The following is a 23,083-nucleotide window of genomic DNA, read 5'->3' on the forward strand; positions in this document are numbered from 1 at the left end:
GGCATATCGGATTGCCCTCAGACCATGTAGGTGGAGTTGATGATGGCACCCTTACGGGCATAGTGAATCAACGCATCCTGCACATCAAGCGGATGAGCCGGAATCACACCCTCGATCAAATCCTCCTCACGACCACCATGAAGTGCCAACCCGAACCGACAGCAATACACCGTCCCACCCTCACCGATGAACGTTGCCAACGAATCATTGATGTTCTGCTCCCCCGGGAAACCCGAATCACCCGTCGTCGGAAAACCACGCGTCGCCAGACAGTTGATCGCACCAGGGCCATAAAAATACAACGCCGACTCAAACCCCTTCCGCACGCCCGCGTCGCCTGCAACACCGCCACGAAGCTCACCGACGACTCATGAGCAATCCCATGAACCAACGTGAAGTACGTTTCCCCGTTCTCGGCCTGATAATCCGGGAACAACTTCGTCCCCCCATAAATGTTGCTGCCCTTGGGCAACGACGGATGCGGGATCTCAGCCAAAGACTTCTTGATATTCTCGGCGATGGTCTGATCGATATCGGACATGGCGTCTCCTGGCTGGCGAAGATTGAGGCCGCCTCGGCGACATTGCCGATGGGCGAGAGCCGAACTCGGCTGCGTGTTCCAGTACAGAAGCCGCCTGTTTCCCGGTGGTTATCCAGGGAATAACACTGCGCTGCTCAAGCCTCACCGACGTAACGCGGAGGTAATCCGGGCTGCGGCGCACCGTCTCGGGGGCCGCGCACCGGTTCGAATCGGTGCGCGAGAAGTCAACGCGTGCGCGAGCCGCTCGCCACGCGGTCGATGTTCTCCATCTGAACAGGTGCGAGATGTTTGAGGCCCGCGTGTGCGAGCGCCGTGGCAAAGAGCCCGACCTCGTGGGGCGGGAGATCGAGAGCAAGGGCCTGCCGGCCGCCGTGGATGGCGATGCCGGCCAGCATCGAGGCGAGGAGTTCGGCGCTCTGCTCGGGCGCGGGCAGAGCCCGCAACGTGTAGTAGGCACGGATGCGCACGGCGATCTGCCCCGAGATGCTCAGCACAAGCTCGTCGCGGATCTCCGCATTGGGCCCGGAGGTGACATCACCGAAGAGCAGCCCGAAGCCGGCAGGATGCTCTGACGCGTAGCGGAAGAAGGCCACCATGTCAGCCTTCACCTGCTCCTCCATCGACAATCCCGAGGCGGTCTCGTACGCCGAGAACAACCACTCGCGAAGTTTGTCGGCCTCCCGGACCAGGCACGCCCGGTAGAGCTGCTCCTTGCTGCCGAAGTGGGAGTAGAGCGTCGGCTTGGTGGCATCGGCCTGCTGCGCGATGGCCTCCATGGAGGTTGCGTGATAGCCGTTGGCGTGGAACACATCTCGCGCTGCGTCGAGGAGTAGGTCATCGCTCGGACGGTTTCCGTTGCTGCGACGGGACGGCGCAGCACCCGATCGTTGCCGAACTTTGGCCATGGTCGCGATTTTACGTCACCGCCGCGCCCTCCAGTCCTCACGCTTCGCCCTTGGCACGACACCATTCATCAGCTAGAATCGGCTTTGTTTGACCGACGAGTAAAACTCTGTGGCGCCGCGGGAAAAAATTGCGTTGGACCATGCCGGAGTTCCTTACGCACGCACACGATCGGGAGTATCAAGGAACAATGCACCTCAAACTGAGCGACGACGAAGTTGCCTTCCGCGAGGAAATGCGGACCTTCTTCACCACCGAGATCCCCAAGGAGATCCGCGAGCGGACCGCCGCGGGCACACTGAACTTCCCCGACGACATGATCACGGTTCAGCGGATCCTGAACGAGCACGGTCTGGCAGTGCCGAAGTGGCCTTCCGAATGGGGCGGCCGCGACTGGACTCCCGTGCAGAAACACATCTGGCAGAACGAGATGAACCTCGCCTCGGTGCCCGAACCCCTCGCGTTCAACACCGACATGGTCGGCCCGGTGATCGCCAACTTCGGTTCTCAGGAGATCAAAGAGCGTTTCCTCCCCGCCACAGCCAATCTCGACATCTGGTGGTGCCAGGCTTCTCCGAGCCCGAGGCAGGATCCGACCTGGCATCGCTCAAGACCCGTGCGGTTCGCGACGGCGACCACTATGTGGTCAACGGTCAGAAGACCTGGACCACCATGGCCCAGTACGCCGACTGGATCTTCGCGCTGGTGCGCACCAACCCCGATGCTCCGAAGCGCCAGGCGGGGATCAGCTTCCTGCTCATCGACATGAAGACCGAGGGCATCACCGTCAGGCCGATCCAATTGGTCGACGGCGGCTTCGAGGTGAACGAGGTCTTTTTCGAAACGTCCGGGTGCCGGTGGAGAACCTGGTCGGCGAAGAGAACGCGGGCTGGGGATACGCGAAGTTCCTGCTCGGCAACGAGCGAACAGGTGTCACCCGGGTGGGCATCACCAAGAACCGCCTGGCGCTGGCCAAGGAGCTGGCCGCGAAGACACCCGTCGGCGACGGCACCCTGCTGGAAGATCCCCTGTTCGCCGCGCGCCTGGCCGAACTCGAAAACGAGTTGCTCGCACTGGAATTGACGCAGTTGCGGGTGGTGGCATCGTCGGCAGACGGCAAGCCCGATCCGGTCTCCTCGGTCTTGAAGCTCCGCGGTAGCGAGCTACAACAGGCGTCCACCGAGATCCTGGCCGACCTCGCGGGAGTCGACTCACTGGCCGTGGACGCGGCGGACATCGGGTCCCCGCACTGGGCGCAAGAGACCGTTCCGACGTACCTCAACCACCGCAAGGTCTCGATCTACAGCGGCTCGTCCGAGGTCCAGCGAACCATCATCGCGTCCTCCATCCTCGGCCTCTGACCCCGACCTCCCCATCTACGGACTTCATCCCTGATGCCGACGTCGAGCGCTCGCGGCACCAACTAACGAAGGACTGCCTTCACCATGGATTTTGAACTCAACGAGGAACAGACGATGCTGCGGGACACCGCGCATGACGTCCTGACCAAGTTCTACGACATCGAGAAGCTGCGCGAGGTCACCGCCACCGACCTCGGCTGGAGCCGGGACGTGTGGAAGTCGTTGGCGGAGATCGGCATTCTCGGTCTCCCGTTCAGCGAGGACGACGGGGGCATGGGCGCCGGACCCGAAGAGGTCGCGGCCGTACTCGGCGAGATCGGTCGCAGTCTTGCTCCAGAGCCCGTGCTGGACGCGGTGTACGTGCCCGGCGGGCTCATCGCCGAGACCGGCAGCGCGGAACAACGTGCCCAGTACCTGCCACAACTCGCCTCCGGTGAACTCCTCGCGGCATTCGCGCACACCGAACCTGGCGACCGGTGGCCGAGCGCGGCTGTCAGTACCACCGCCACGGCGTCGGGAGACGGCTACGTCCTCACCGGCCGTAAAAACCCTGTGTTGCACGGTGATTGCGCCGACGTCCTGGTGGTGACCGCCCGCATCGACGCCCAGGGCCAAGGGCAAGGCGAGATCGGCCTGTTCCTGGTGGACGCCACCTTGACCGGCGTATCTCGCACCGCGTTCCGTACACACGACATGCGGCGTGGTGCCCAGGTGGAACTACAGGACGCTCCCGCCACCCGACTGGCCGAGGGCGATGTGGCCGCGGCGCTGGTGCGTTCGGAAGTGGTCACCCAGGTCGCGCTGTGCGCCGAGGCCGTCGGCGCCATGGAGGAATCACTGCGGTTCACCACCGAATACCTCAAGCAGCGCAAGCAGTTCGGCGTACCACTGGCGAAGTTCCAGACCCTGACCCAGCGTGCCGCCGACATGTACGTACTCCTCGAGCAGGCCCGCAGCATGAGTCTCTACGCCACGGTCACCCTGGCCGACGGCGACGTCAACCCGATCGTCGCGTCGCGCGCCAAGCTGCAGATCTGCCGCTCCGCGCGCAAGATCGGGCAGGAGGCCATCCAGATGCACGGCGGTATCGGCATCACCGCCGAGTACCCGGTCGGGCACTACGTGAGCCGGCTGCTCGCCATCGAGCACACTCTCGGCGGTGCGTCCGAACATCTCCGAACACTGTCGAATCAGATCGCGGACTATGACAAGATCCTGATCGGATAGTGACAACGTTCATTGACAGGAGTTCCATGGCTGCCCCACTGCTCGAAGCGTCCACTCACATCAAGGCCACACCTGAGCAGGTGTGGAAAGTGGTGTCCGACCTGAAGCGGATGGGCGAGTGGAGCCCGCAATGCCGAAAGGTCGTGGTCCGCGGGGGCGGTCCCGTCACCCTGGGCACCAAGACCGTCAACGTGAACAAACGCGGTCTGCTGGTCTGGCCGACCACCGCAAAGGTGGTCCGGTTCGAACCGAACAAAGAGATCGCGTACAAGATCAACGAGAACAACAGCGTGTGGAGCTTCACCATCACTCCCACCGAGGACGGCGTGGAGCTCACCGAACGTCGTGAGGCACCCAACGGCACCACCAAGGTGTCGTCGACGCTGATCAATTTGGCATTCGGCGGCGAGAAGTCGTTCGACGCCGAGCTCACCGACGGGATGCAGCAGACGCTGGGCAAGATCAAGGCGTCGGTGCGCTAGCGCACTACAGCTTCTTCAGCAGTGCGGGCAGGTCCGCGATCGAGTCGATGACGTGATCGGGGACCTGCCCGAACTCGTCCTTGACCAGGGCGTCGAGTTGTTCGGGCAAGAACTTGCCGGTCCGCACCAACACGCCGGTGATCGCGGTCTTCTGGGCGCCCAGCACATCGCTGTACATGTCGTCGCCCACCATCACCACCCCGCCCGGATCACCCACGCCGAGCATCTCCACGGCCGAACGAAAGCCCAGCGGTGACGGTTTGCCGATCGCGCGGATCTTCTTTCCGGTGGCCTTCTGGAGGCCTTCGAGGTACACCCCGGTGTCGATCTTCGGTCCGCTGCTGGTCGACCACGTGAGCGACCGGTGCATCGCGATGGTCGGTACGCCTTCGATCATCCAGCCCAGGGCGATCGACAACAGCTCGTGGGTGAACGACGGGCCCGCGCCCCCGAAGACCACCACTTCGGGGTTGTCGTCGACCAGATTCACCCCTGCCATGTCCTCGTTGACCGCGCCCTCGTTGAACACCACAACCCGCTTACCGGGGTGTTTGGTGCGCAGGTACTCGGCCGTCAACACGGCGGCCGTCACGATCTCGTCGTCACGCACCGTGAATCCCACGTCGGTGAGCGCCTCGGCGATCTCCGCTCGCGACTTGGATGTGGTGTTGGTCAAGAACATTCGCGGCAAACCGGTGTCGGCGATCTCCTCGAGGGCTTCGACGGCGCCGGGCAGGGCTTTCCACGAGGTGACGAGCACCCCGTCGATGTCGAGCAGCAACCCTTCGGCCATACCTGAGAAACCTAGTCCTGCCTACGGTCGATCGCACGCGGGAGCCGGCAGGTCCGACAATTCTCACAGCGCCGCCCGATCATGCCGAACTCGACTTTTCTGGCGGTCGTGGTGGTCCTTCCGGCATGCTTGGCACCATGGCCGACCAGCTCTCGACGCAGTACTCGACCCTGTCCAAACGTGTGACCGGCCTGATGTCGCGCGCTCACTCCGACCTCGCCGACCTCGTGTCGTTGCCGTCTGTGCACATCGACCCCGACAAACGGGATGACTGCCGGGCCAGCGCTGCCTGGGTTCGCGGCGCGTTCGCCGACGCCGGGATCGAGACTCAGGTGTACGACACCGTCGACGGCAGTCAGGCAGTGATCGGTCATCGTCCCGGCCCGCCAGGATCGCCGACCGTCTTGCTGTATTCACACCACGACGTGCAGCCGGCCGGCCCCGAAGATCTCTGGAACTCGCCGCCGTTTGCACTCACCACTCACGACGGTCGCTGGTTCGGGCGAGGTGCGGCGGACTGCAAGGGCAACGTCGTCGCCATCCTCACCGCGCTGCGCTCATTTGCGGCGCTGCCGGCGTTGGGAATTCGAGTGGTGATCGAGGGCTCGGAAGAAGCCGGCGGCGAGGGTCTGGATCAACTCGCCCGCAGGCAGCCAGACCTCTTCGATGCGGACATGATCCTGATCTGCGACACCGGAAACGTGGCCCCGGGTGTACCCACGCTCACCACCAGCCTGCGTGGGGTCGCGGGCGTGAAGGTCTCGGTCGAGACCCTCGCATCGGAAGTGCATGCGGGACAGTTCGGCGGCGCGGCCCCCGACGCGCTTGCCGCGCTCATCGCCGGGCTGGCGACCCTGCGAGATGCGGACGGCAACACCACGATCGACGGGCTGCCCGCCAGTCAATCCTGGCCCGGCGCAACCTACGATCCCCTGCAGTTCCGCTCCGACTCCACAACGCTCGATGGTGTGGACATCCTCGGCTCGGGCACCCCTGCAGAGATGGTGTGGGCGCGGCCGGCGGTGACGGTGATCGGTTTGGACGCACCGAACACCGACAACTGCGTGGCCGCCATCAATCCACGCGCCTCGGCGATGCTCAACCTGCGTGTGCCACCCGGCGTGAATCCCGGTGTGGCCGCGTTGGCACTGGAAGGTCATCTGCACAAGCACATTCCGTGGCACGCCAAGGTGCAGGTCGACACCGTGATGACCGGGGCGCCGTTCGCTGCCGACACCTCGGGCCCTGGGTACAAGGCGCTCACCGAGGCGATGGGCAAGGCATACCGGGCCGAGGTGGTCCATTCCGGTCAGGGTGGATCGATACCCCTGTGTACGGTGCTCTCGGAAATCTGCCCCAGAGCCGAGATTGCACTACTCGGCGTCGAGGAACCGAATTGCCGGATCCATGCGCCCAACGAGAGTGTGGATCCCGACGAGATCTCGAAAACCGCACTGTCCCTTGCCCTGTTCCTCGCCACGTACACGGTGGACGCCTGATGCGCACAGTCGAGGAACACCAGGCCATCGTCGCAGCCTTGTTCGCCGAGCCCCGGCCTGTCACCGTGCCTGCCGCAGCCGCCCTCGGCAGGGTGCTCGCCGACGATGTCGTCGCCGGGGTCACACTGCCCGGCTTCGACAACTCGGCGATGGACGGCTACGCCGTCATCGCCTCGGACATCGCGCACGCGACGGAGACCGATCCCGTCATCCTGTTTGTCGCAGAAGACATCCCGGCAGGCCGAACCGATCAGCTCACCCTCTCTCCCGGCACGGCCCACCGCATCATGACCGGAGCACCCGTGCCGGCCGGAGCGGACGCGGTGATCCAGGTGGAGCTCACCGACGGCGGCGTCTCCGAGGTGAGGATCAACGCGCCGGTCCCGGCCGGAGCCGCCATCCGCGCCGCCGGTTCCGATATCGGTGCAGGGACCCGCGCCCTCTCGTCCGGGCGCGTTCTGCACGCACCGCAGTTGGGGTTGCTGGCCGCGCTCGGTATCGCCGAGGTCGCCGTGTTCGCGCCGCTGCGGGTGCTGGTCCTGTCGACCGGAAGTGAGCTGGTGCCCGCGGGGACGCCGCTGCAATACGGACAGATCTACGAGTCCAACGGCGCGATGCTGACCGCCGCGGCCATGGAGGCCGGGGCGATCTCCGAACAGGTGCATTTCGTGCCCGATGACGTCGACCAGTTCCGGGCACGACTCGACGAGTACGTCGACGGCGCGGACGGTACCGCCGTCGACCTCATCATCACCTCCGGCGGCGTCAGCGCCGGCGCGTACGAGGTTGTCAAGGATGCGCTGGTCGGTCACGGGGTGGAGTTCGCCAAGGTGGCCATGCAGCCAGGCATGCCGCAGGGTTGCGGCACCTATACGAGTTCGGGGGGCACGGCTGTCCCGATCATCACCCTGCCCGGCAATCCGGTGAGCGCTCAGGTGTCCTTCGAGGTGTTCGTCCGGCCGGCCCTGCGCGCAGCCATGGGCCTGCCCGCCTCACGGCGAACCACCACCGCGTCGGTCACCGAACCGATCACCTCCCCGAGAGGCAAACGCCAGTTCCGCAGGGGTGAACTCACGATCGCCGACGGTGTCGCCTCGGTGCGACCCATCGGGCCACCGGGTTCACATCACCTGGCATTCATGGCATCGGCAAACGCGTTGCTCGACATCGCGGCGGACACCGACAGGGTCGAGACCGGCGCCGACGTCGAAGTGCTGATCCTGGAGGACAGCTGACCGATGAGCACCTGCGACAATGGCGGCCATGGCCAGACGACCCAGACCTACTGAACCCGAGAGTGTGACCCGCCTGGCACATTTTGCCGACCTCGTGCGGGAAACCGTGCCACCGATCCACCGGGCCGGTGTGCCGTTCGTGGCCGCGGGCGCCGCCGTGGCCCTCGCCGGCCGACGCCACGGCTGGATCCGGACACCGGCAACCGCAGCCACACTCGCCACCGCCGCGTTCTTCCGTCACCCGAGCCGGGTGCCCCCGAACGCTGCCGGAGTAGTGGTCGCACCGGCCGACGGGCAGGTCGCGTTGGTGGACCATGCCCCGCCACCGCACGAGCTCGGACTGGGCGACACTCCCCGACCACGCGTGTCGATCTTCCTCTCGATCTTCGACGTACACGTGCAACGGATCCCGATCGCCGGCACGGTCGAGTCGGTCGAATACCGGCCGGGCAAGTTCGTCAGCGCCGACCTCCCCGATGCAAGCGCCGAGAACGAGCGCAACTCCATGCTGATCCGCACCGCCGACGGCACCGAGCTGGTGGTGGTGCAGATCGCCGGGCTCATCGCCAGGCGCATCGTGTGTGAGGCCCGCCCCGGCGACCCGGTGACGCTCGGCGACACCTACGGCTTGATCCGGTTCGGATCACGTGTGGACGTCTACCTGCCCGAGGGCACCCGACCGCTCGTCGCCGTGGGCCAACGCGCCGTCGGCGCGGAGACCGTGTTGGCGCAGCTGGGATGAAAGAGTCCGTTCGCAAGGAACCCGTCCGAAAGGACCCGGGTCGCAAGGACGCGGGCCGACGTTCCGGCAGCCGGGTGGTACCCGCAGGTAGTCCGAGGCGGCGGCGCCGCCCCAGCCGCGCGGGAACGCTGAACACCGGCAAGCTCCTCGTTCCGTCTGCCCTCACCGTCCTTGCCATCTGCGCCGGCCTGTCAGCCACCAAGTTCGCTCTAGACGGCCGAATCCACCTGTGCGTTGCCATGATCGCAGCTGCGGCGCTCCTCGACGGCCTCGACGGCCGGGTGGCCCGCTTGCTGGGGGCGACCACGCGTATCGGCGCCGAACTGGACTCTCTCGCCGACGCCATCAACTTCGGGGTGGCCCCCGCGCTGACCCTCTACGTCCTCCTGCTCGAGGGCAACGACGTGGGATGGCTGCTGTCGCTGATCTATTGCTGCGCAATCGTTTTGAGGTTGGCGCGGTTCAACACACTGATCGACGAAGACGACACGCCGCAGTACACCAAGGATTTCTTCGTGGGTGTACCCGCTCCCGCCGCCGCTCTCATCGCGATGTTGCCCATCGCCCTCGAAGAGCAATTCGGAATGGGATGGTGGACCTCGGATGCCACCGTCGGCACATGGATGACCATCACTGCGCTGCTGGCCGTCAGTCGCCTGCCGACCGCATCACTCAAGTCGTACGCGGTGCCGCCGAATGCGTTGGTGCTGGTGCTCATCGGGGTGGCCCTGTTCGCCGCCGCGCTGCTGACCTACCCGTATCTGCTCATGGTGGTGGCGATCGGTCTCTACCTGCTGCACATTCCGTTTGCCTGGCGCACCAAGCGATGGGTGGCCAGCCGACCGGAGACCTGGGACTTCCACCCCCGGGAACGCCGGGCCGAACGACGCGCCATCCGGCAAGTGCGGCGCGGCAGACCGACCAAATCGTCGGCCCGTCTGGGCCTGCGCCGCCCCGGCGACCAGTAACGGGTAGCGAGCACCAGCCCGCGCCGAACGCCGCAGACGGTAGTTTTGCCCTGTGACTCCCACATCTGCCGCGTCTCCGCAATTGACGCTGACCGCCCGGCTCAACCTCTCGGCGACCGAGGCGCGCCGCGGCATCGTCAGGGTGCATCCGGAGGTTCTGGCCGCGTTGGCGCTGCGCGAGTGGGATGGAGTGGCCGTGATCGGCTCGCGTACCACCGGCGCGGTGATCGCAGCCACCGATGCGTCCGCTCCCACCGGCATCGCGCTGCTCGACGAGCTGACGCTGTCCAACGCGGGCCTGAAGTCCGACGCCCCGGTGGTGTTGTCCCCCGTGGTGGTGCACGGCGCCACCCGCGTGATGGTGCGCGGTTCGCGGCTGACCGCCGATTCGGTGGACGAGACCACCCTGCGGCGCGCACTCCTCGGAAAGGTGGTGTCGGCCGGGGATGTGGTGTCACTCTTGCCGCGCGATCTCGGACCCGATTTCGCGACGTCCGACGCCACTCGTTCGCTGGCGAGGTCGGTGGGCATCACCTGGACCAACGAACTGCTCACCGTGGTGGACGCCGACCCATCCGGCCCGGTGAGCGTGCAACCGAACACCGCGGTGCTGTGGGCGGACAAGAGCGTCGGACTGCCGACCACCGCCGAGGCGGCCACCAGTGCATCCACCCGGCACACACCGGCCAAGGCGACCGTCAGCACTGCTCCCCCGGCTCGAACCGTCGACGAACTCGTCGGCGTCGACGCCCAGGTGGACAAGCTGTCCGAATGGCTCGGCCTCGCCCTCGACAACCCGGAACTGCTCACCGCCCTCGGCGCGCAAGCCCGACTCGGTGTGGTGCTCACCGGCCCACCCGGGGTGGGTAAGGCAACCGTCGCCCGGGCCGTGTGCGCCGGCCGAGCGCTCGTGTACCTCGACGGCCCGGTCACCGGCGCGCTCGAGGCATCCGGGCGGCTCGCTGCTGTCAAAGATGCGGTCAGCCAACTGGTGTCGGCAGCGTCCGACACGGGCGCGGTGTTGCTCATCAGCGATGTCGAGGCGCTGCTGCCCGCCGAGGCAGACCCCGTCTCAGCGCTCATCCTCGACGCCTTGCGTACGGCGATCACCGCTGACCGGGTGGCCCTGATCTGCACCAGTTCGGCGCCCGAAAACCTCGACCAACGGCTCCGCGACCCCGACCTCTGCGACCGCGAGCTGTCGATCGGATTGCCCGACAACAAGATCCGGCGAGGTCTCCTCGGCGCGCTCCTGGAGTCCGTGCCCACCGGAACCATCGACCTCGGCGCTATCAGCGCTCGCACACCCGGTTTCGTCGCCGCCGACCTCGCCGCCCTCACCCGCGAGGCCGCCCTGCGGGCAGCGGCCCGCAGCGCCCGCGACGGCGAGCCACCTACGCTCATCGAGGCCGATCTGCTGGGCGCACTGGAGGTGATCCGGCCGGTGTCCAGGTCGGCATCGCCCGAGGTCGCGGTCGGCAGCCTGACGCTCGACGAGGTCGGCGACATGGTGGAGACCAAACAGGCGCTCACCGAGGCCGTGCTCTGGCCGCTGCAGCACCCGGACACCTTCACCCGACTCGGCGTCGACCCACCACGCGGCGTGCTGCTCTACGGTCCTCCCGGATGCGGCAAGACCTTTGTGGTGCGCGCACTCGCCGCGTCCGGGCAACTGAGCGTGCACAGCGTCAAAGGTGCTGAGCTGATGGACAAATGGGTCGGGTCATCGGAGAAGGCAGTCCGCGACCTGTTCGACCGGGCACGCGAGTCGGCGCCATCGCTCATCTTCCTCGACGAGATCGACGCGCTGGCGCCACGCCGCGGTCAGTCGTCGGACTCGGGCGTCGGCGATCGAGTGGTCGCGGCGCTGCTCACCGAACTCGACGGTGTCGAACCCCTACGGGATGTGGTGGTTCTCGGCGCGACCAACCGTCCCGATCTCATTGATCCAGCGCTGCTGCGTCCCGGCCGTCTGGAGCGGCTCGTGTTCGTGCCACCGCCCGACGCCGATGCCCGCGCTGCGATCCTGCGGACGTCGAGCAAGTCGGTGCCACTGGCAGAAGACATCGACCTCGCCGAGCTGGCCGCGGAGCTAGACGGATACTCGGCCGCCGACTGCGCCGCACTGCTCCGGGAGGCTGCTCTGGCCGCGATGCGGCGGAACATCGACGCAGCCATCGTCACCGCCGAGGACGTCGGGGTGGCGCAGGACAAGGTTCGGCCGTCCCTCGATCCGGCCCAGGTGGAGAACCTGCGTCAGTACGCCGAAAAGCGTGGAGCCTGAAGCCTTTTTGCGACTCTCAGTGGGCCATCGACGGCGTCTTGGTCATCGACGTCGTAGATGCGGTGCGATGCCGACGCGCGGCCAAGGCTGTGCCGACGAGTACACCGAGCAACGGCAGCGCGACGAAGACCACGCCCCGCGACAGGGTGGTGCCATGGCCCGCGGTGTCCTGGAACACCAACTGCTGGGGAATGAGCCAGACCGCACCCGCGGCCCCAGCGCCTCCGGCCGTGCACCCCGCGACGAGCAGACCATCGCGTATTCGTGGGGTCACCACCGTGTTCGCCCGCTCGAGAAGACTTTGCACCGCCAATCCCGCCAGCCCGAAAGTGGCCCCGAAGATATAGGGCAGCCACCAGATCACGTCGGGTGTGTCCACCGACTGGTACTGACCTGGGGCCTGCACCGGAGCACGCTGATGCCCGTTGTCGGTGACAAACCATGCGCCGGCCGCCACCACACCGGCGCACCAGCCGATCAGGCCGGACCAGTCCCACAACCGATACACCTCGACCTCGGGCTCATTTGACGCGTTCACCACCTCAGTATTGTCGAGGCATTCTTAATTCGCTGGCGAACACGACGGCGGAACAAGGGGCGCACCGGCGCCCCGTCTCTCTTCTCGCGTGATTTCTCTGCAATTCGTGTCGATTTCCGGTTCTCTCATTCGACGTAGGGATGAGAACAGCTTCGGCACGGGCCGAGGCACCACCCATCACGGAGGTTTGTCATGCGCACATTGATCGTCACCGCATTCGTCTCGCTGGACGGTGTCATGGAAGGACCGGGCGGCGAGCCCGGGTATCGCAATTCGGGGTGGACCTTCAAAGATGTCGAATTCGACGAAGCTGCCTATGAGATCAAGGGGCGCGAGCAGGAGGAGACCACAGCACTACTGCTGGGGCGCACGTCGTACGAGGCGTTCGCTCCGATCTGGCCGACCATGGACGAGTTCGCCGAGTACAACGCGATGCCCCGATACGTCGTCTCGACAACACTCGAGAAAGAAGACGCACGCTGGCCGGCGACGATCCTTCGGTCGATCGAAGACGTTGCGTCGCTCAAAGAGACCGACGGCGGCCCGATCGCTGTGCACGGCAGTGCGACCCTGGGCCGCAGCCTCGCCGACGCGGGTCTTGTCGATCGCTATCACCTCCTGGTGTTCCCACTCCTTCTCGGCGCCGGCAAGCGCCTGTTCAGTGAGTCGGACAAAGACACCACGAAGCTCAACCTGATCGAGCACGAGGTGTACGGCAACGGCATTCAGAAGCAGGTCTTCGATGTGGTGCGGTAGGTCGATCCGATAACGGTTGTAGCGCAACGCTGTTCGTAGCTGCGAGAGTTCGCCGCGGTGTAGCGCAATCAAACGCAGGGCTTGTGTTCGTTTGCAGGTGTTGCAGCACCTGCAGACGAACACAAAGCCTGCATTAATCCCGAACTAGTCAGACTCGAACACCTGTTCGACAATGTCCGATTCGGTTGGTACACTTGATGACAGGGGTTCGAGGGCTGGGGGGCTTGTCGATGAGTGATTCGGTGACGGTGGATCCACCGCCAATGCCGGTGTTGGTGGGGTTGTATCGCGATCTTGATGCGGTGCTGCAGCGGATTGTTGGTGCGTCAGCAGCTGATGTTGATGATGTGCAGGTTGCTGAGTTGGTGCGGGTGAACGAGAGAGTTGTTCGGGCACTGTCGTTTCAGGGCCTCAGGCGGTTGCAGGAGGTGAATGATCGGGGTTTGTTTCGTAAGGCTGGTCATTCGACGTTGCATCGGTTTGTGATGAGTGAGTTGCGGGTGTCTCGTGGTGATGCCTCGTCACGGTTGAAAGCGTTGGATGCTGCCGGTGAGTTGTTGTCGATGCAGGGTGAGGCGTTGCCCCCGAAATGTCCGGCCGCGGCCCAAGCGTTGGCCGAGGGTGCGATCGGGTTGGCGCACGTGGATGTGATGCTCAAAGTCCGGGACAAAATCCCTCACAAGTCAGCACCGGAAGTGTATGACGTGGTCGATGCGTGGATGACCGACAACGCCCGCACCCTGGGCCCCAACGAACTTGAAGTGTGTGGACGAGAAATGTTGGCGCGGGTTGATCCGGACGGTTCGTTGACCGACGACGCTGACCGCAAACGTAACCGGGGCCTGTCTGATGGTCCTCAAGGGTTGGACATGATGGCCAAAATCACCGGCAACCTCGACCCGGCGACGTTGGCGTTGTTTCGGACGGTGATGGATGTATGGGCAGCACCGGGTATGAACAATCCTGATGATCCGAACTCACCGACCGGCGCTGCTGACGATCCGACCATGGATCCGGCGATCATCGAGGCTGCCGCGGGGCGCGATTCCCGGAGTAGAGCCCAACGTCAGCACGATGCATTCAAAGCAATCCTGAAGACCATCCTCGAGTACAAACTGCTCGGTACCTCCCACCGTGGCCTACCAGTGCAGGTCATCATCACCATGACCAAACAACAGCTTGATGAGGCCGCAGGCATCGCCCGCACCGCCTCCGGCGTTGATATGCCGGTCAAGGACGCTGTCGAACTCGCCGCCCGGGTGGATTGGTCGCTGGCAGTGTTCGCCAACCACTCCGCCGACGTCCTCTACTTCGCCCGCGCCAAACGCACCGCCCAGCAAGGCCAACGGATGGCCTTGTTCGCCAAAGACCGAGGCTGCACCAGCCCCGGCTGCCGTAACCCGATCTCCTGGACCGAAATCCATCACACCACCGCCTGGGCCGACGGCGGACACACCGACATCGACGAACTCGCGCCTGCGTGTCCGCCTCACCACAAGATGATCGGACCCGGCGAGGATCAATGGCAGACCGTCATGGTCACCGACGGCCCCGACGCCGGCCGAGTCGCATGGATCCCACCCACATACATCGACCCCGACCAACACCCACGCATCAACCGGGCCCACCACACCGACCACACCATTGAAGCGGTATGGCAGAACATCATCGCCGAACGACAACAAGCACTCGACGAACGCCAAGAACGTATGCAGCTCCAGCAACACAACCGGACCGAGACGATCGCGGACTCAGACGACGCCGCCGAAGACTCGGCAGAACAGGTCGAGGAATAGCGGCCACCGATAACCCGGCTTTCCTGCGCTTCGCGCTGGGATCTTGTACACGGCTGTCGTGCACAGACTCAGAACTCACCCGCCACTGCGACCGCGATCAACCGCGTGGTTTCTCCACTATGGGAGCAAAGCGTTCTCGTCGATGTCACTCGGCGGCCTGCGGCGAGTCAGGAAAGCAACGGCTACTCCGCACGCAGCAACGGTGACTGCGGCCAGGATCACTTCAGTGGTGGTCAGCTGGCGGCTGTCGAAGCCCGATGAGCCCGATGAGCTCGAGAAGCTGTAGGCGACCGTGATGCCGACGACGGGGAACAATGTGGCTGGTCCGGCGACCGCGATAGTGCTGACGGGTGCGGTCGTGGGTAAGCAAGCTGCGACCACGTGCGCGCCCGCTACGGGAACGACAAATGCGGCGACAATTCCCGCCGTACTCCAGGGCGATTCATCTATTGCGGTCATGAGTGTGCAGGCGAGAAGCACGCCCATGGCGATCGTGGGGTGCGCCCAGCGGCGTCCGGACACCAGACCACCAGCGATCAACAGGACGAAGACAAGGAGCATCGGCCATGATCCTTGCCATTTGGGTAGGCCAGCTGCAGCGGTCAACGTCGCGAGCATCGCCAGTAACACCAGCCCGTTGCGGTGGGGCAACCACCACACGCCGACGATGATCACCGGCAGCAAAACTATGCCGTATGCCCACGTACCGCCCTCGATGTCGTCGCCGGAACCTACGGTGGCGATAAACCACCACCATGACAACAACGCGACGACTGGCACGCCGATCCCGAGCGTCAAAGTGGGCCCCAGAGCAGAACGCTGCGTAGCTGATCGGCCGTTATCGTCGGGAAATCGGGCGTGTGAACGTCCGGTGAACCTGGCGGCAGCGAACAGCACAAGTGCGGCAACTGCACCGACAGCCAGCGGCCAGTCGGAGGGCGTGCCGGTTGTGGTGTAGGCGCCGGAGTACGTGACCGATGAACGGCACTGCTCGAGTGGCCGGGCCAACCAAGCGCCGACCAGGGCACCAGCAAAGAGCCAACTCTGCAACGACTCTCGACTGTCTTCTTGCACTGCCAACGATCCGATCGCAGCGATCAGCAATCCTGCGGCCACGGCGCTGACGTAGCTTGCCCAATTCGCTGTGGTGCCAACGGCAGCCACGACCCCAAGGGCCACCAAGCCGGCGCCGCCGACGAAGAAAACAAGAGAGCGACCCATCAACACACTGCCGACAACCGCGACCACTGCGCACAACGCAACACACGCGACGTCACCCTGATACAGCACTCGCCATGGATCTGACTCGAACACCGACTGTCCGCCACCGAGGCGAGTCAGGAGCACTACGACGGAGATGAACGCACCCACCGCCATCGCGGCCGAGACCACCGCCCTATTCACCATGCTGAATCCTTGATGTATGCGCAGCAGTGGTGGTCTCGCACCTGCAGGTCATACGCCGCAGTGTGTCAGAAAGCCTCAGCTCGTAGGCGCAAGGGCACTACCGCACCCACCCAGCCGGTCGATCTCCGCTCGCGGCGAGTCCACGCATGCTCATCGACAGCTTTTTACTGCGTGTTTGTCCTAACATGACGAATGTCTTACGCGCGGACGGCATTATGAGACGGTTCTGATGCGCTCACACGAACTCAAGGGCAACATGAAAATCTACAAACAACTTGTTTCAACCGTCACCGTGACGGCTTTGGTCTCGCTGGTACTCAGCGGCTGCTCGTCGTCGTCAGACGAGCCGGCGGCATCGTCTACGACGGCGCCCACAATGACAGTGTCCTCTGCCGACGCCGCCGAGTTGCAGAAGGTCCTCGATGACACGCGCGCCCAAGCCGGCTTTCCCGGTGTCATCGCGCAGGTCGCCTCGCCCGATGGAACCTGGACCGGCACATCGGGAACCATCGGTCAGGGAAAGACCGAGGCGCCCACGCCCACCGACAAGACCCGTATCGGATCACTGACCAAGACGATGACCGCCACGGTCCTGCTGCAGTTGGTACAAGAAGGCAAGCTCTCCCTCGATGAGACAATCGGCAAATACGTGCCGGGAATGCCCAACGGCGACGTCGCAACCCTGCTGCAACTGTCCGACATGACCAGCGGTATCCCGAGCTACACGAAGTCCGACGCGATCGTCAACAAGTTCTTCGCAAATCCCGAATATGCCTGGCCTCCACAGGAACTGGTGGACGGCGTCAAAGGACTGCCGGCCGATTTCGCTCCCGGTCAGGGCTGGGAATACTCGAACACCAATTACGTACTCCTGGGCATGGTGATCGAGAAGGTGCTGGGTCAGCCGATTGCCGAGGTGTTCGAGCAGCGACTGTTCGGGCCACTGGGGATGGACGACACCTCGTTCCCCGGAGGCTCCATCGAGATCGCCAATCCACACATGGACGGGTTGACCGACCAGAACCAGCCGCCCGGGCAGAACGTCGACTCCACCCATTGGAATCCGTCGTTCGCGTTCACTGCGGGCGCGGTCATCTCGACTCTCGACGACCTGAAGAAGTGGGGGCACGCGCTGTTCACCGGTGAAGGTGTCCTGGACAGTTCAACTCAGCAGTTCCGGAGGGACTCGATCATCCGGGACATCCCACCGAACACCGCGACCGCGGGGTACGGAATCGGATTCGGCGATCGGGGCGGCTGGTGGGGCCACGACGGCGACATCCCCGGATACAACAGCGTGCTGTTCCACAACTACGACTCCGACACGACGATCATCGTGCTGACCAACAGCGACAACACTTTCACCGTCAACGGCAAAGAGGCCTTTCCGGCCCCGGCAGTGTCGGCGGGACTACAACAGGCGGTGAGCTGAGGTCCCCCCGCAAACGGTCCGTTTGTGACCCGTCGCGGGTGGGTAAAGGCTCTTCGCCTCTGACAGCACCGAAAGGACGCCATGAGCAACCCCGATTACGATCCAGCCCCACCCGCGACAACCACCACCACTGCCCCCGCGTCCGGCAGCGGCCGAAAGATCTCCACCATCCTCGGGCTCATCCTCGCCGCGCTCCTGGTGATCGCACTGATCGTCTTCGTGGTCCAGAACACCGAGCAGGTACACATCGAGTTCTTCGGACTCAACCTCGACATGGCACAAGGTGTTGCCCTGCTACTCGCCGCCGTGGTCGGATTCCTGATCGCGCTGCTCGGCAGCGGCTTCCTGCGGCTGCGGCGCAAGGTGCGAAATCGACATCACTGACGTCCGACGGCCCTCCCTCACCACTAAGCTCGGCAAGATGACAGTGCGGACAGGAATCGTGGTGACCGGTACCGAAGTCCTCACCGGCCGGGTCACCGACCAGAACGGCCCGTGGGTCGCTCAGCATCTCCTCGACCTCGGTGTGGACGTCGCGCACATCACCGTGTGCGGTGACCGTCCGGATGACCTCACGGCCCAGCTCCGGTTCCTGGCCGACCAGCGCGTGGACCTCATCGTCACCACCGGTGGTCTCGGCCCGACCGCGGACGACCTCACCGTTGCAACGGTCGCCGCGTTCTGCGGACGCGAACTGCACCTCGACGTCGAACTCGAAAAGCACATCGATTCCATCGTGCAACGGTGGCGCGGACGGATGACTTCTGCGCCCGACGCTGCGCCACTGCGTGAGGGCATCCGCAAGCAGGCGATGGTTCCCGAAGGCGCAGAATCCATTCCGCCTACCGGCACCGCCCCCGGAGTGGCCATCCCCGCCGAGGTGGTCGATTCCGTTCCGGTTCGGCCCGCCATCCTGGTGTTGCCGGGGCCACCCCGAGAATTACAGACGATGTGGCCGACGGCGCTCCAGACCGCCCCGGTGGTCAAAGCCTTGGCGGGCCGGTCCGAGTTCGAACAGTCGACGATTTTTGCGTATGGCCTGTCCGAAGCAGACCTGGCAGCAACGCTGCGGGCCATCGAGCACGAGGTCAGCGGCTTCGATGATCTCGAGATCACCACCTGCCTGCGGCTCGGCGAGCTCGAGATGGTGACTCGCTACCCAGAGTCGGCTGCGGGGGCGTACTCCCGATTGGAGGAGCAGATCACCGCCCGTCACGGAGACCGGATCTTCTCCACCGACGGGTCGACCATCGACGACCTGGTGGCGGCGGCACTCGCCGGCCGTCGTATCGCGACCGCAGAATCATGCACTGGCGGCCTTGTCGCGGCACGACTCACCGAACGGGCCGGATCATCGGCATATGTGATGGGCGGTGTCGTCTCGTACGCGAATGAGGTGAAGTCCGGCCTTCTCGACGTCCCCGCGGAGATGATCGCCGAGCACGGCGCCGTCAGTGAACAGGTCGCCGCACGGATGGCCGAGGGCGCGTTGAGCCGGGTCGGCGCTGACGTGGCCGTGTCCACGACCGGTATCGCCGGGCCCGGCGGTGGATCCGAACTCAAACCGGTGGGCACGGTCTGCTTCGGGGTCGCGGTGACGGGCCAGCCGACCGTCACGAGGACGCGACGCCTACCCGGCGACCGGGCGAGTGTGCGGGCACTGTCCACGACCGTAGCCATGCACCTGCTCGCGGAAGTGCTGGGCGTGCGGCGATGAGAACACTTGGGTTGATCGGTGGGATGAGCTGGGTCAGCACCGCTGAGTACTACCGCATGATCAACGAACTCGTCGCGGAACGACTCGGCGGGCTGCATTCGGCGCGGATCATTCTCGAGTCCGTCGACTTCGGCGAGATCGAGAAGCTGAAGCTCGCAGGGCGGTGGACGGATATCGGCGCCCACCTCGCCGCGGCGGCCGCCCGGCTCGAGTCGCACGGCGCAGAGGCGATCGTGCTGTGCACCAACACGATGCACTACGTGGCCGAGACCATCGAGGATGCGGTGTCCATCCCGTTCATCCACATCGCCGATACAACAGCCAGGGCCATCACCGCGGCGGGTTCATCACGCGTGGGGTTACTCGCCACCGCATTCACGATGGAATCGTCGTTTTACCGTGACCGCGTCGCCTCGCACGGTATCGAGGTGCTGACACCCGATGCGGCAGACCGCGACCAGGTCAGTTCGATCATCTACGACGAGCTCTGCCACAACGTGATACGTCCTGAGTCGCGCACTCTCTATCTGGAGGTGGTCGGCCGATTGCTGGCCGAGGGCGTCGAAGGGATCATTCTCGGCTGCACCGAGGTCGAATTGCTGATCGGCCCGGAGGACGTCACCGTCCCGGTGTTCCCGACGACGCTCCTGCACGCGCAGGCCGCCGTCGACTTCGCCCTGTCCGACCGGTAGGCCAGTAGAACACCGAGAACCACCCACCATCCGCAGCGAACATCGCATTTTGCTGCCTGCACACAACCACTTCGTTTACGGTCGCGACAGAAGATGGCCGCGATACGTCAAGAAGGTGATTGTGCAATGGGATTCACCACGCCGACACTGCCCAGTCTCGAGATGAACGAGTGGAGCCGCGGGACCCGTGCGGAGAAGATCCGCCCGTTGGCCCGGCATTGGGCAGAGGTCGGCTTCGGTACACCCGTTGTACTGCACCTCTTCTACGTGGTGAAGATCCTCTTGTACATCGTGGTGGGTGGGCTGATCGCCGGGTCGACGTCCGGTCTCGGCGGCGTCACGCAGATCAGCAGTTGGTGGGACGAGCCCATCGTCTTCCAGAAAATAGTGATCTACACCCTGCTCTTCGAGGTACTCGGGCTCGGCTGCGGATTCGGTCCACTCAACAACCGGTACTCGCCCCCGATGGGGTCGGCTCTGTATTGGCTGCGACCGAACACCATTCGACTGCCGCCGTGGCCTCGGGTGGTCCCATTCACCGCCGGCAGCAACCGAACTCCCGTCGATGTACTGCTCTACGCTGCGCTCCTCGTGACGTGCGTGCTCGCTTTGTTCTCGGGCGGTGATGAATCGGCGCCCGATCTCGGCAGCGATGTCGGCCCGCTTCCCATCTGGATCCCGATTGCCGTGCTGATCGCGCTCGCGCTGATCGGGCTGAGGGACAAGACGGTTTTCCTGGCAGCTCGCGGTGAGGTCTACGGCGCACTCGTGGTGACTTTCTTGCTCGCAGGCGCCGACATGATCCTTGCCGCGAAGATCGTCTTTGTCATCATCTGGATGGGTGCGGCCACCTCCAAACTGAACAAGCACTTCCCGTTTGTGGTGTCCACGATGATGTCGAACAACCCGATCGTGCGACCACAGCGGATCAAGCGAAAGTTCTTCGAGCACTTCCCCGATGACCTGCGCCCAGGCCGCCTCTCACGTGTGGTGGCGCACGGTGCCACGGTGATCGAGATGGGTGTGCCCCTGATCCTCTTCTTCTCGCACGGTGGCTGGCCCACCGCCATCGCTGCCACCGTGATGGTGGTCTTCCATGTGGGCATTCTCAGTGCCATCCCGATGGGCGTGCCGCTGGAGTGGAACGTCTTCATGATCTTCGGGCTGCTGTTCCTCTTTGTCGGCCACGCGGACGTCGCGCCATCCGACGCCGACCATCTCTGGCTTGTTCTCGCACTCACCGGTGTGAGCGCGGCGGTCGTGGTGGCGGGCAACCTGTTTCCCGGCAGAATCTCGTTCCTGCCGGGAATGCGCTACTACGCAGGTAATTGGGACACCACCCTGTGGTGCATCACGCCCTCCGGCTCGGCCAAGATCGAGGCAGGCATCGTCTCGATCGCCAGCATGCCTGCCGCCCAACTCGAGCGCGTCTACGGCAAGGAACGCCTGGAGATCCCGTTGTATCTCGGCTACGCCTTCCGGGCGATGAACACGCACGGCCGGGCCCTGTTCACCCTGGCGCATCGAGCGATGACCGGACGCAACGAGTCGGACTACCTGCTCACTGACGGGGAACGCATCTGCAGCACGGCGCTCGGATGGAACTTCGGTGACGGCCACCTCCACAGCGAACAGCTCATCGCAGCGCTACAGGAGAGGTGTCATTTCGAACCCGGCGAGGTACGGATCGTGCTGCTCGAAGCCCAGCCGATCCACCGCGGAACCCAGCAGTACCGGCTCGTCGACGCAGCCACAGGAGAGTTCGAGCGCGGTGAGGTGCGGGTGGCCGACATGGTGACCCGTCAGCCGTGGGACGACGACGTACCGGTGCACGTGCACTCGGCAGTCGAACCCTGAATGCCGTGCGCGCTCAGCGGTATCCGTTGCCCAGATCAGCACTGAACTCCTGCGCCACCGATACCAGGAAACCGGCGGTGTCGGCAGCAAACGACTCCGCCGTGGCACGCGCCGACGAGGTCGAGCAGGCCAGTGCACCGACCACCGATCCGCCGGCGTCGCGAACCGGTGCGGCCAGTGAGATCAGGCCCACCTCCAGCTCCTGCTCGGTCAGTGCGTAGCCCTGCTCTCGCACCTTGGCCAGCTCGCGTTGGAGCTCATCACCTGACGTCACCGTCGCCGGCGTCAGGGCATGCGCAAAGTCCGAGTTCTCGATCACCGACCGGACCACACCGGCCGGAGCCCAAGCAAGCAAAACCCGACCCATCGATGTGGCGTATGCAGGGATCCGGGTACCCACCGACACGTTGATGCTCATGATCCGGCGCACCGGAACGCGCGCTGCGTACACCACTTCGGCTCCGTCGAGCACGCCGAGCGACGCCGACTCGTGAACGGTCTCGACGATCTTGAGCAGATGCGGCATCGCGGTATCGGCAAGCGAATGCGACGCGGTGTAGTGCTGGCCGATGCTCAGGACGCGCGGGGTGAGCGACCAGCGGCCGTCGCCACCGGACACGTAACCGAGCCGCTGCAGTGTCAGCAGTATGCGACGTACCGCGGGCCGAGAAAGCGAAGTGGCTGCGGCCAATTCCGCCAACGTCGGGTTGGGACGATCAGCGTTGAAGGCCAAAAGGACCGCAAAGCCGCGTTCGATGCTCTGGATGTGGTCCCGATCCCGCTCGGCCCCGACTTCGGTCACCATTGCCCCCTCGATAGTCGCGGTTCAACCGTACGCAATGCGGACAGTTGG

The 23,083-nt window shown here is 64.7% G+C and carries 20 protein-coding genes and 2 pseudogenes; 16 read left to right on the forward strand and 6 right to left on the reverse strand.

Going from position 1 to position 23,083, the window contains the following annotated elements; genetic code table 11:
* Window positions 1-17 precede the first annotated feature (17 nt).
* Window positions 18-487, reverse strand: a pseudogene (locus W823_RS40080) (MSMEG_0572/Sll0783 family nitrogen starvation response protein).
* Between W823_RS40080 and W823_RS58765 the strand changes: the two are divergent.
* On the forward strand, window positions 371-664 hold the full coding sequence (locus tag W823_RS58765; protein WP_235189499.1) for a hypothetical protein: 294 nt from the start codon (window positions 371-373) through the stop codon (window positions 662-664). The pseudogene W823_RS40080 and the gene W823_RS58765 sit on opposite strands and share 117 nt — an antisense overlap.
* A 101-nt stretch (window positions 665-765) precedes the next feature.
* Here W823_RS58765 and W823_RS40085 read toward each other — a convergent pair whose 3' ends face one another.
* On the reverse strand, window positions 766-1,446 hold the full coding sequence (locus tag W823_RS40085) for a TetR/AcrR family transcriptional regulator (RefSeq protein ID WP_023957095.1): 681 nt from the start codon (window positions 1,444-1,446) through the stop codon (window positions 766-768).
* Between the two features lie 188 nt (window positions 1,447-1,634).
* Between W823_RS40085 and W823_RS40090 the strand changes: the two are divergent.
* From W823_RS40090 to W823_RS40100, 3 genes and pseudogenes are all read left to right on the forward strand, one after another.
* A pseudogene (locus W823_RS40090) lies at window positions 1,635-2,805 on the forward strand (acyl-CoA dehydrogenase family protein).
* An 84-nt stretch (window positions 2,806-2,889) separates the two neighbouring features.
* Window positions 2,890-4,032, forward strand: a complete 1,143-nt coding sequence (locus tag W823_RS40095) for an acyl-CoA dehydrogenase family protein (RefSeq protein ID WP_023957097.1) — start codon at window positions 2,890-2,892, stop codon at window positions 4,030-4,032.
* Between the two features lie 26 nt (window positions 4,033-4,058).
* The gene (locus W823_RS40100) at window positions 4,059-4,514 is read left to right on the forward strand and encodes an SRPBCC family protein (protein ID WP_023957098.1); all 456 of its coding nucleotides are present in this window, start codon (window positions 4,059-4,061) and stop codon (window positions 4,512-4,514) included.
* Between the two features lie 4 nt (window positions 4,515-4,518).
* Here the strand turns inward: W823_RS40100 and W823_RS40105 are convergent, their stop codons facing one another.
* Window positions 4,519-5,307: an HAD-IIA family hydrolase gene (locus tag W823_RS40105; protein ID WP_023957100.1), complete on the reverse strand. Its 789-nt coding sequence runs from the start codon at window positions 5,305-5,307 to the stop codon at window positions 4,519-4,521.
* 137 nt (window positions 5,308-5,444) lie between these two features.
* On the opposite strand from W823_RS40105, the gene W823_RS40110 reads away from it, so the two are divergent.
* Genes W823_RS40110 through W823_RS40130 form a run of 5 tightly spaced genes read left to right on the forward strand, consistent with a single transcriptional unit; the run spans window position 5,445 to window position 12,035 of the window.
* Window positions 5,445-6,806 carry a dipeptidase gene (locus W823_RS40110; RefSeq protein WP_031331970.1) on the forward strand — a complete coding sequence of 454 codons (1,362 nt, stop codon included), beginning with the start codon at window positions 5,445-5,447 and terminating at the stop codon, window positions 6,804-6,806.
* Window positions 6,806-8,041, forward strand: coding sequence for a gephyrin-like molybdotransferase Glp (gene glp / locus W823_RS40115; protein ID WP_023957104.1), 1,236 nt, complete (start codon window positions 6,806-6,808; stop codon window positions 8,039-8,041). The genes W823_RS40110 and glp overlap by 1 nt, the downstream gene beginning before the upstream one ends.
* 28 nt (window positions 8,042-8,069) lie before the next feature.
* Window positions 8,070-8,783 carry a phosphatidylserine decarboxylase gene (locus W823_RS40120; protein WP_031331973.1) on the forward strand — a complete coding sequence of 238 codons (714 nt, stop codon included), beginning with the start codon at window positions 8,070-8,072 and terminating at the stop codon, window positions 8,781-8,783.
* Window positions 8,780-9,751, forward strand: coding sequence for a phosphatidylcholine/phosphatidylserine synthase (locus W823_RS40125; RefSeq protein ID WP_023957108.1), 972 nt, complete (start codon window positions 8,780-8,782; stop codon window positions 9,749-9,751). The genes W823_RS40120 and W823_RS40125 overlap by 4 nt, the downstream gene beginning before the upstream one ends.
* Window positions 9,752-9,803: 52 nt before the next feature.
* Entirely contained in the window at window positions 9,804-12,035 is a 2,232-nt protein-coding gene (locus W823_RS40130) for an AAA family ATPase (RefSeq protein WP_023957111.1), read from the forward strand.
* A 16-nt stretch (window positions 12,036-12,051) separates the two neighbouring features.
* Here the strand turns inward: W823_RS40130 and W823_RS40135 are convergent, their stop codons facing one another.
* Entirely contained in the window at window positions 12,052-12,573 is a 522-nt protein-coding gene (locus W823_RS40135; protein WP_152538034.1) for a hypothetical protein, read from the reverse strand.
* Between the two features lie 192 nt (window positions 12,574-12,765).
* Between W823_RS40135 and W823_RS40140 the strand changes: the two genes are divergently transcribed.
* Window positions 12,766-13,329: a dihydrofolate reductase family protein gene (locus W823_RS40140; RefSeq protein WP_023957115.1), complete on the forward strand. Its 564-nt coding sequence runs from the start codon at window positions 12,766-12,768 to the stop codon at window positions 13,327-13,329.
* Between the two features lie 230 nt (window positions 13,330-13,559).
* Window positions 13,560-15,125, forward strand: a complete 1,566-nt coding sequence (locus W823_RS0128725) for an HNH endonuclease signature motif containing protein (protein WP_161633995.1) — start codon at window positions 13,560-13,562, stop codon at window positions 15,123-15,125.
* Between the two features lie 117 nt (window positions 15,126-15,242).
* Here W823_RS0128725 and W823_RS40145 read toward each other — a convergent pair whose 3' ends face one another.
* Entirely contained in the window at window positions 15,243-16,532 is a 1,290-nt protein-coding gene (locus W823_RS40145; protein ID WP_152538035.1) for a hypothetical protein, read from the reverse strand.
* Window positions 16,533-16,908: 376 nt separating this feature from the next.
* Between W823_RS40145 and W823_RS40150 the strand changes: the two genes are divergently transcribed.
* From W823_RS40150 to W823_RS40170, 5 genes are all read left to right on the forward strand, one after another.
* Entirely contained in the window at window positions 16,909-17,964 is a 1,056-nt protein-coding gene (locus W823_RS40150; RefSeq protein ID WP_235189495.1) for a serine hydrolase, read from the forward strand.
* 81 nt (window positions 17,965-18,045) lie between these two features.
* A complete protein-coding gene (locus tag W823_RS40155) occupies window positions 18,046-18,348 on the forward strand; it encodes a lipopolysaccharide assembly protein LapA domain-containing protein (RefSeq protein ID WP_023957121.1) in 303 nt (100 codons plus the stop codon).
* Window positions 18,349-18,385: 37 nt separating this feature from the next.
* Entirely contained in the window at window positions 18,386-19,681 is a 1,296-nt protein-coding gene (locus tag W823_RS40160) for a competence/damage-inducible protein A (RefSeq protein WP_023957123.1), read from the forward strand.
* Window positions 19,678-20,373 carry an aspartate/glutamate racemase family protein gene (locus W823_RS40165; protein ID WP_031331980.1) on the forward strand — a complete coding sequence of 232 codons (696 nt, stop codon included), beginning with the start codon at window positions 19,678-19,680 and terminating at the stop codon, window positions 20,371-20,373. Before W823_RS40160 ends, W823_RS40165 begins: the two co-directional genes overlap by 4 nt.
* Window positions 20,374-20,499: 126 nt before the next feature.
* The gene (locus W823_RS40170; RefSeq protein WP_023957127.1) at window positions 20,500-22,230 is read left to right on the forward strand and encodes a DUF3556 domain-containing protein; all 1,731 of its coding nucleotides are present in this window, start codon (window positions 20,500-20,502) and stop codon (window positions 22,228-22,230) included.
* A 13-nt stretch (window positions 22,231-22,243) separates the two neighbouring features.
* Here the strand turns inward: W823_RS40170 and W823_RS40175 are convergent, their stop codons facing one another.
* Entirely contained in the window at window positions 22,244-23,035 is a 792-nt protein-coding gene (locus W823_RS40175) for an IclR family transcriptional regulator C-terminal domain-containing protein (protein WP_023957129.1), read from the reverse strand.
* Between the last annotated feature and the right edge of the window lie 48 nt (window positions 23,036-23,083).

It is taken from the genome of Williamsia sp. D3 (assembly GCF_000506245.1).
GTDB lineage: Bacteria > Actinomycetota > Actinomycetes > Mycobacteriales > Mycobacteriaceae > Williamsia > Williamsia muralis.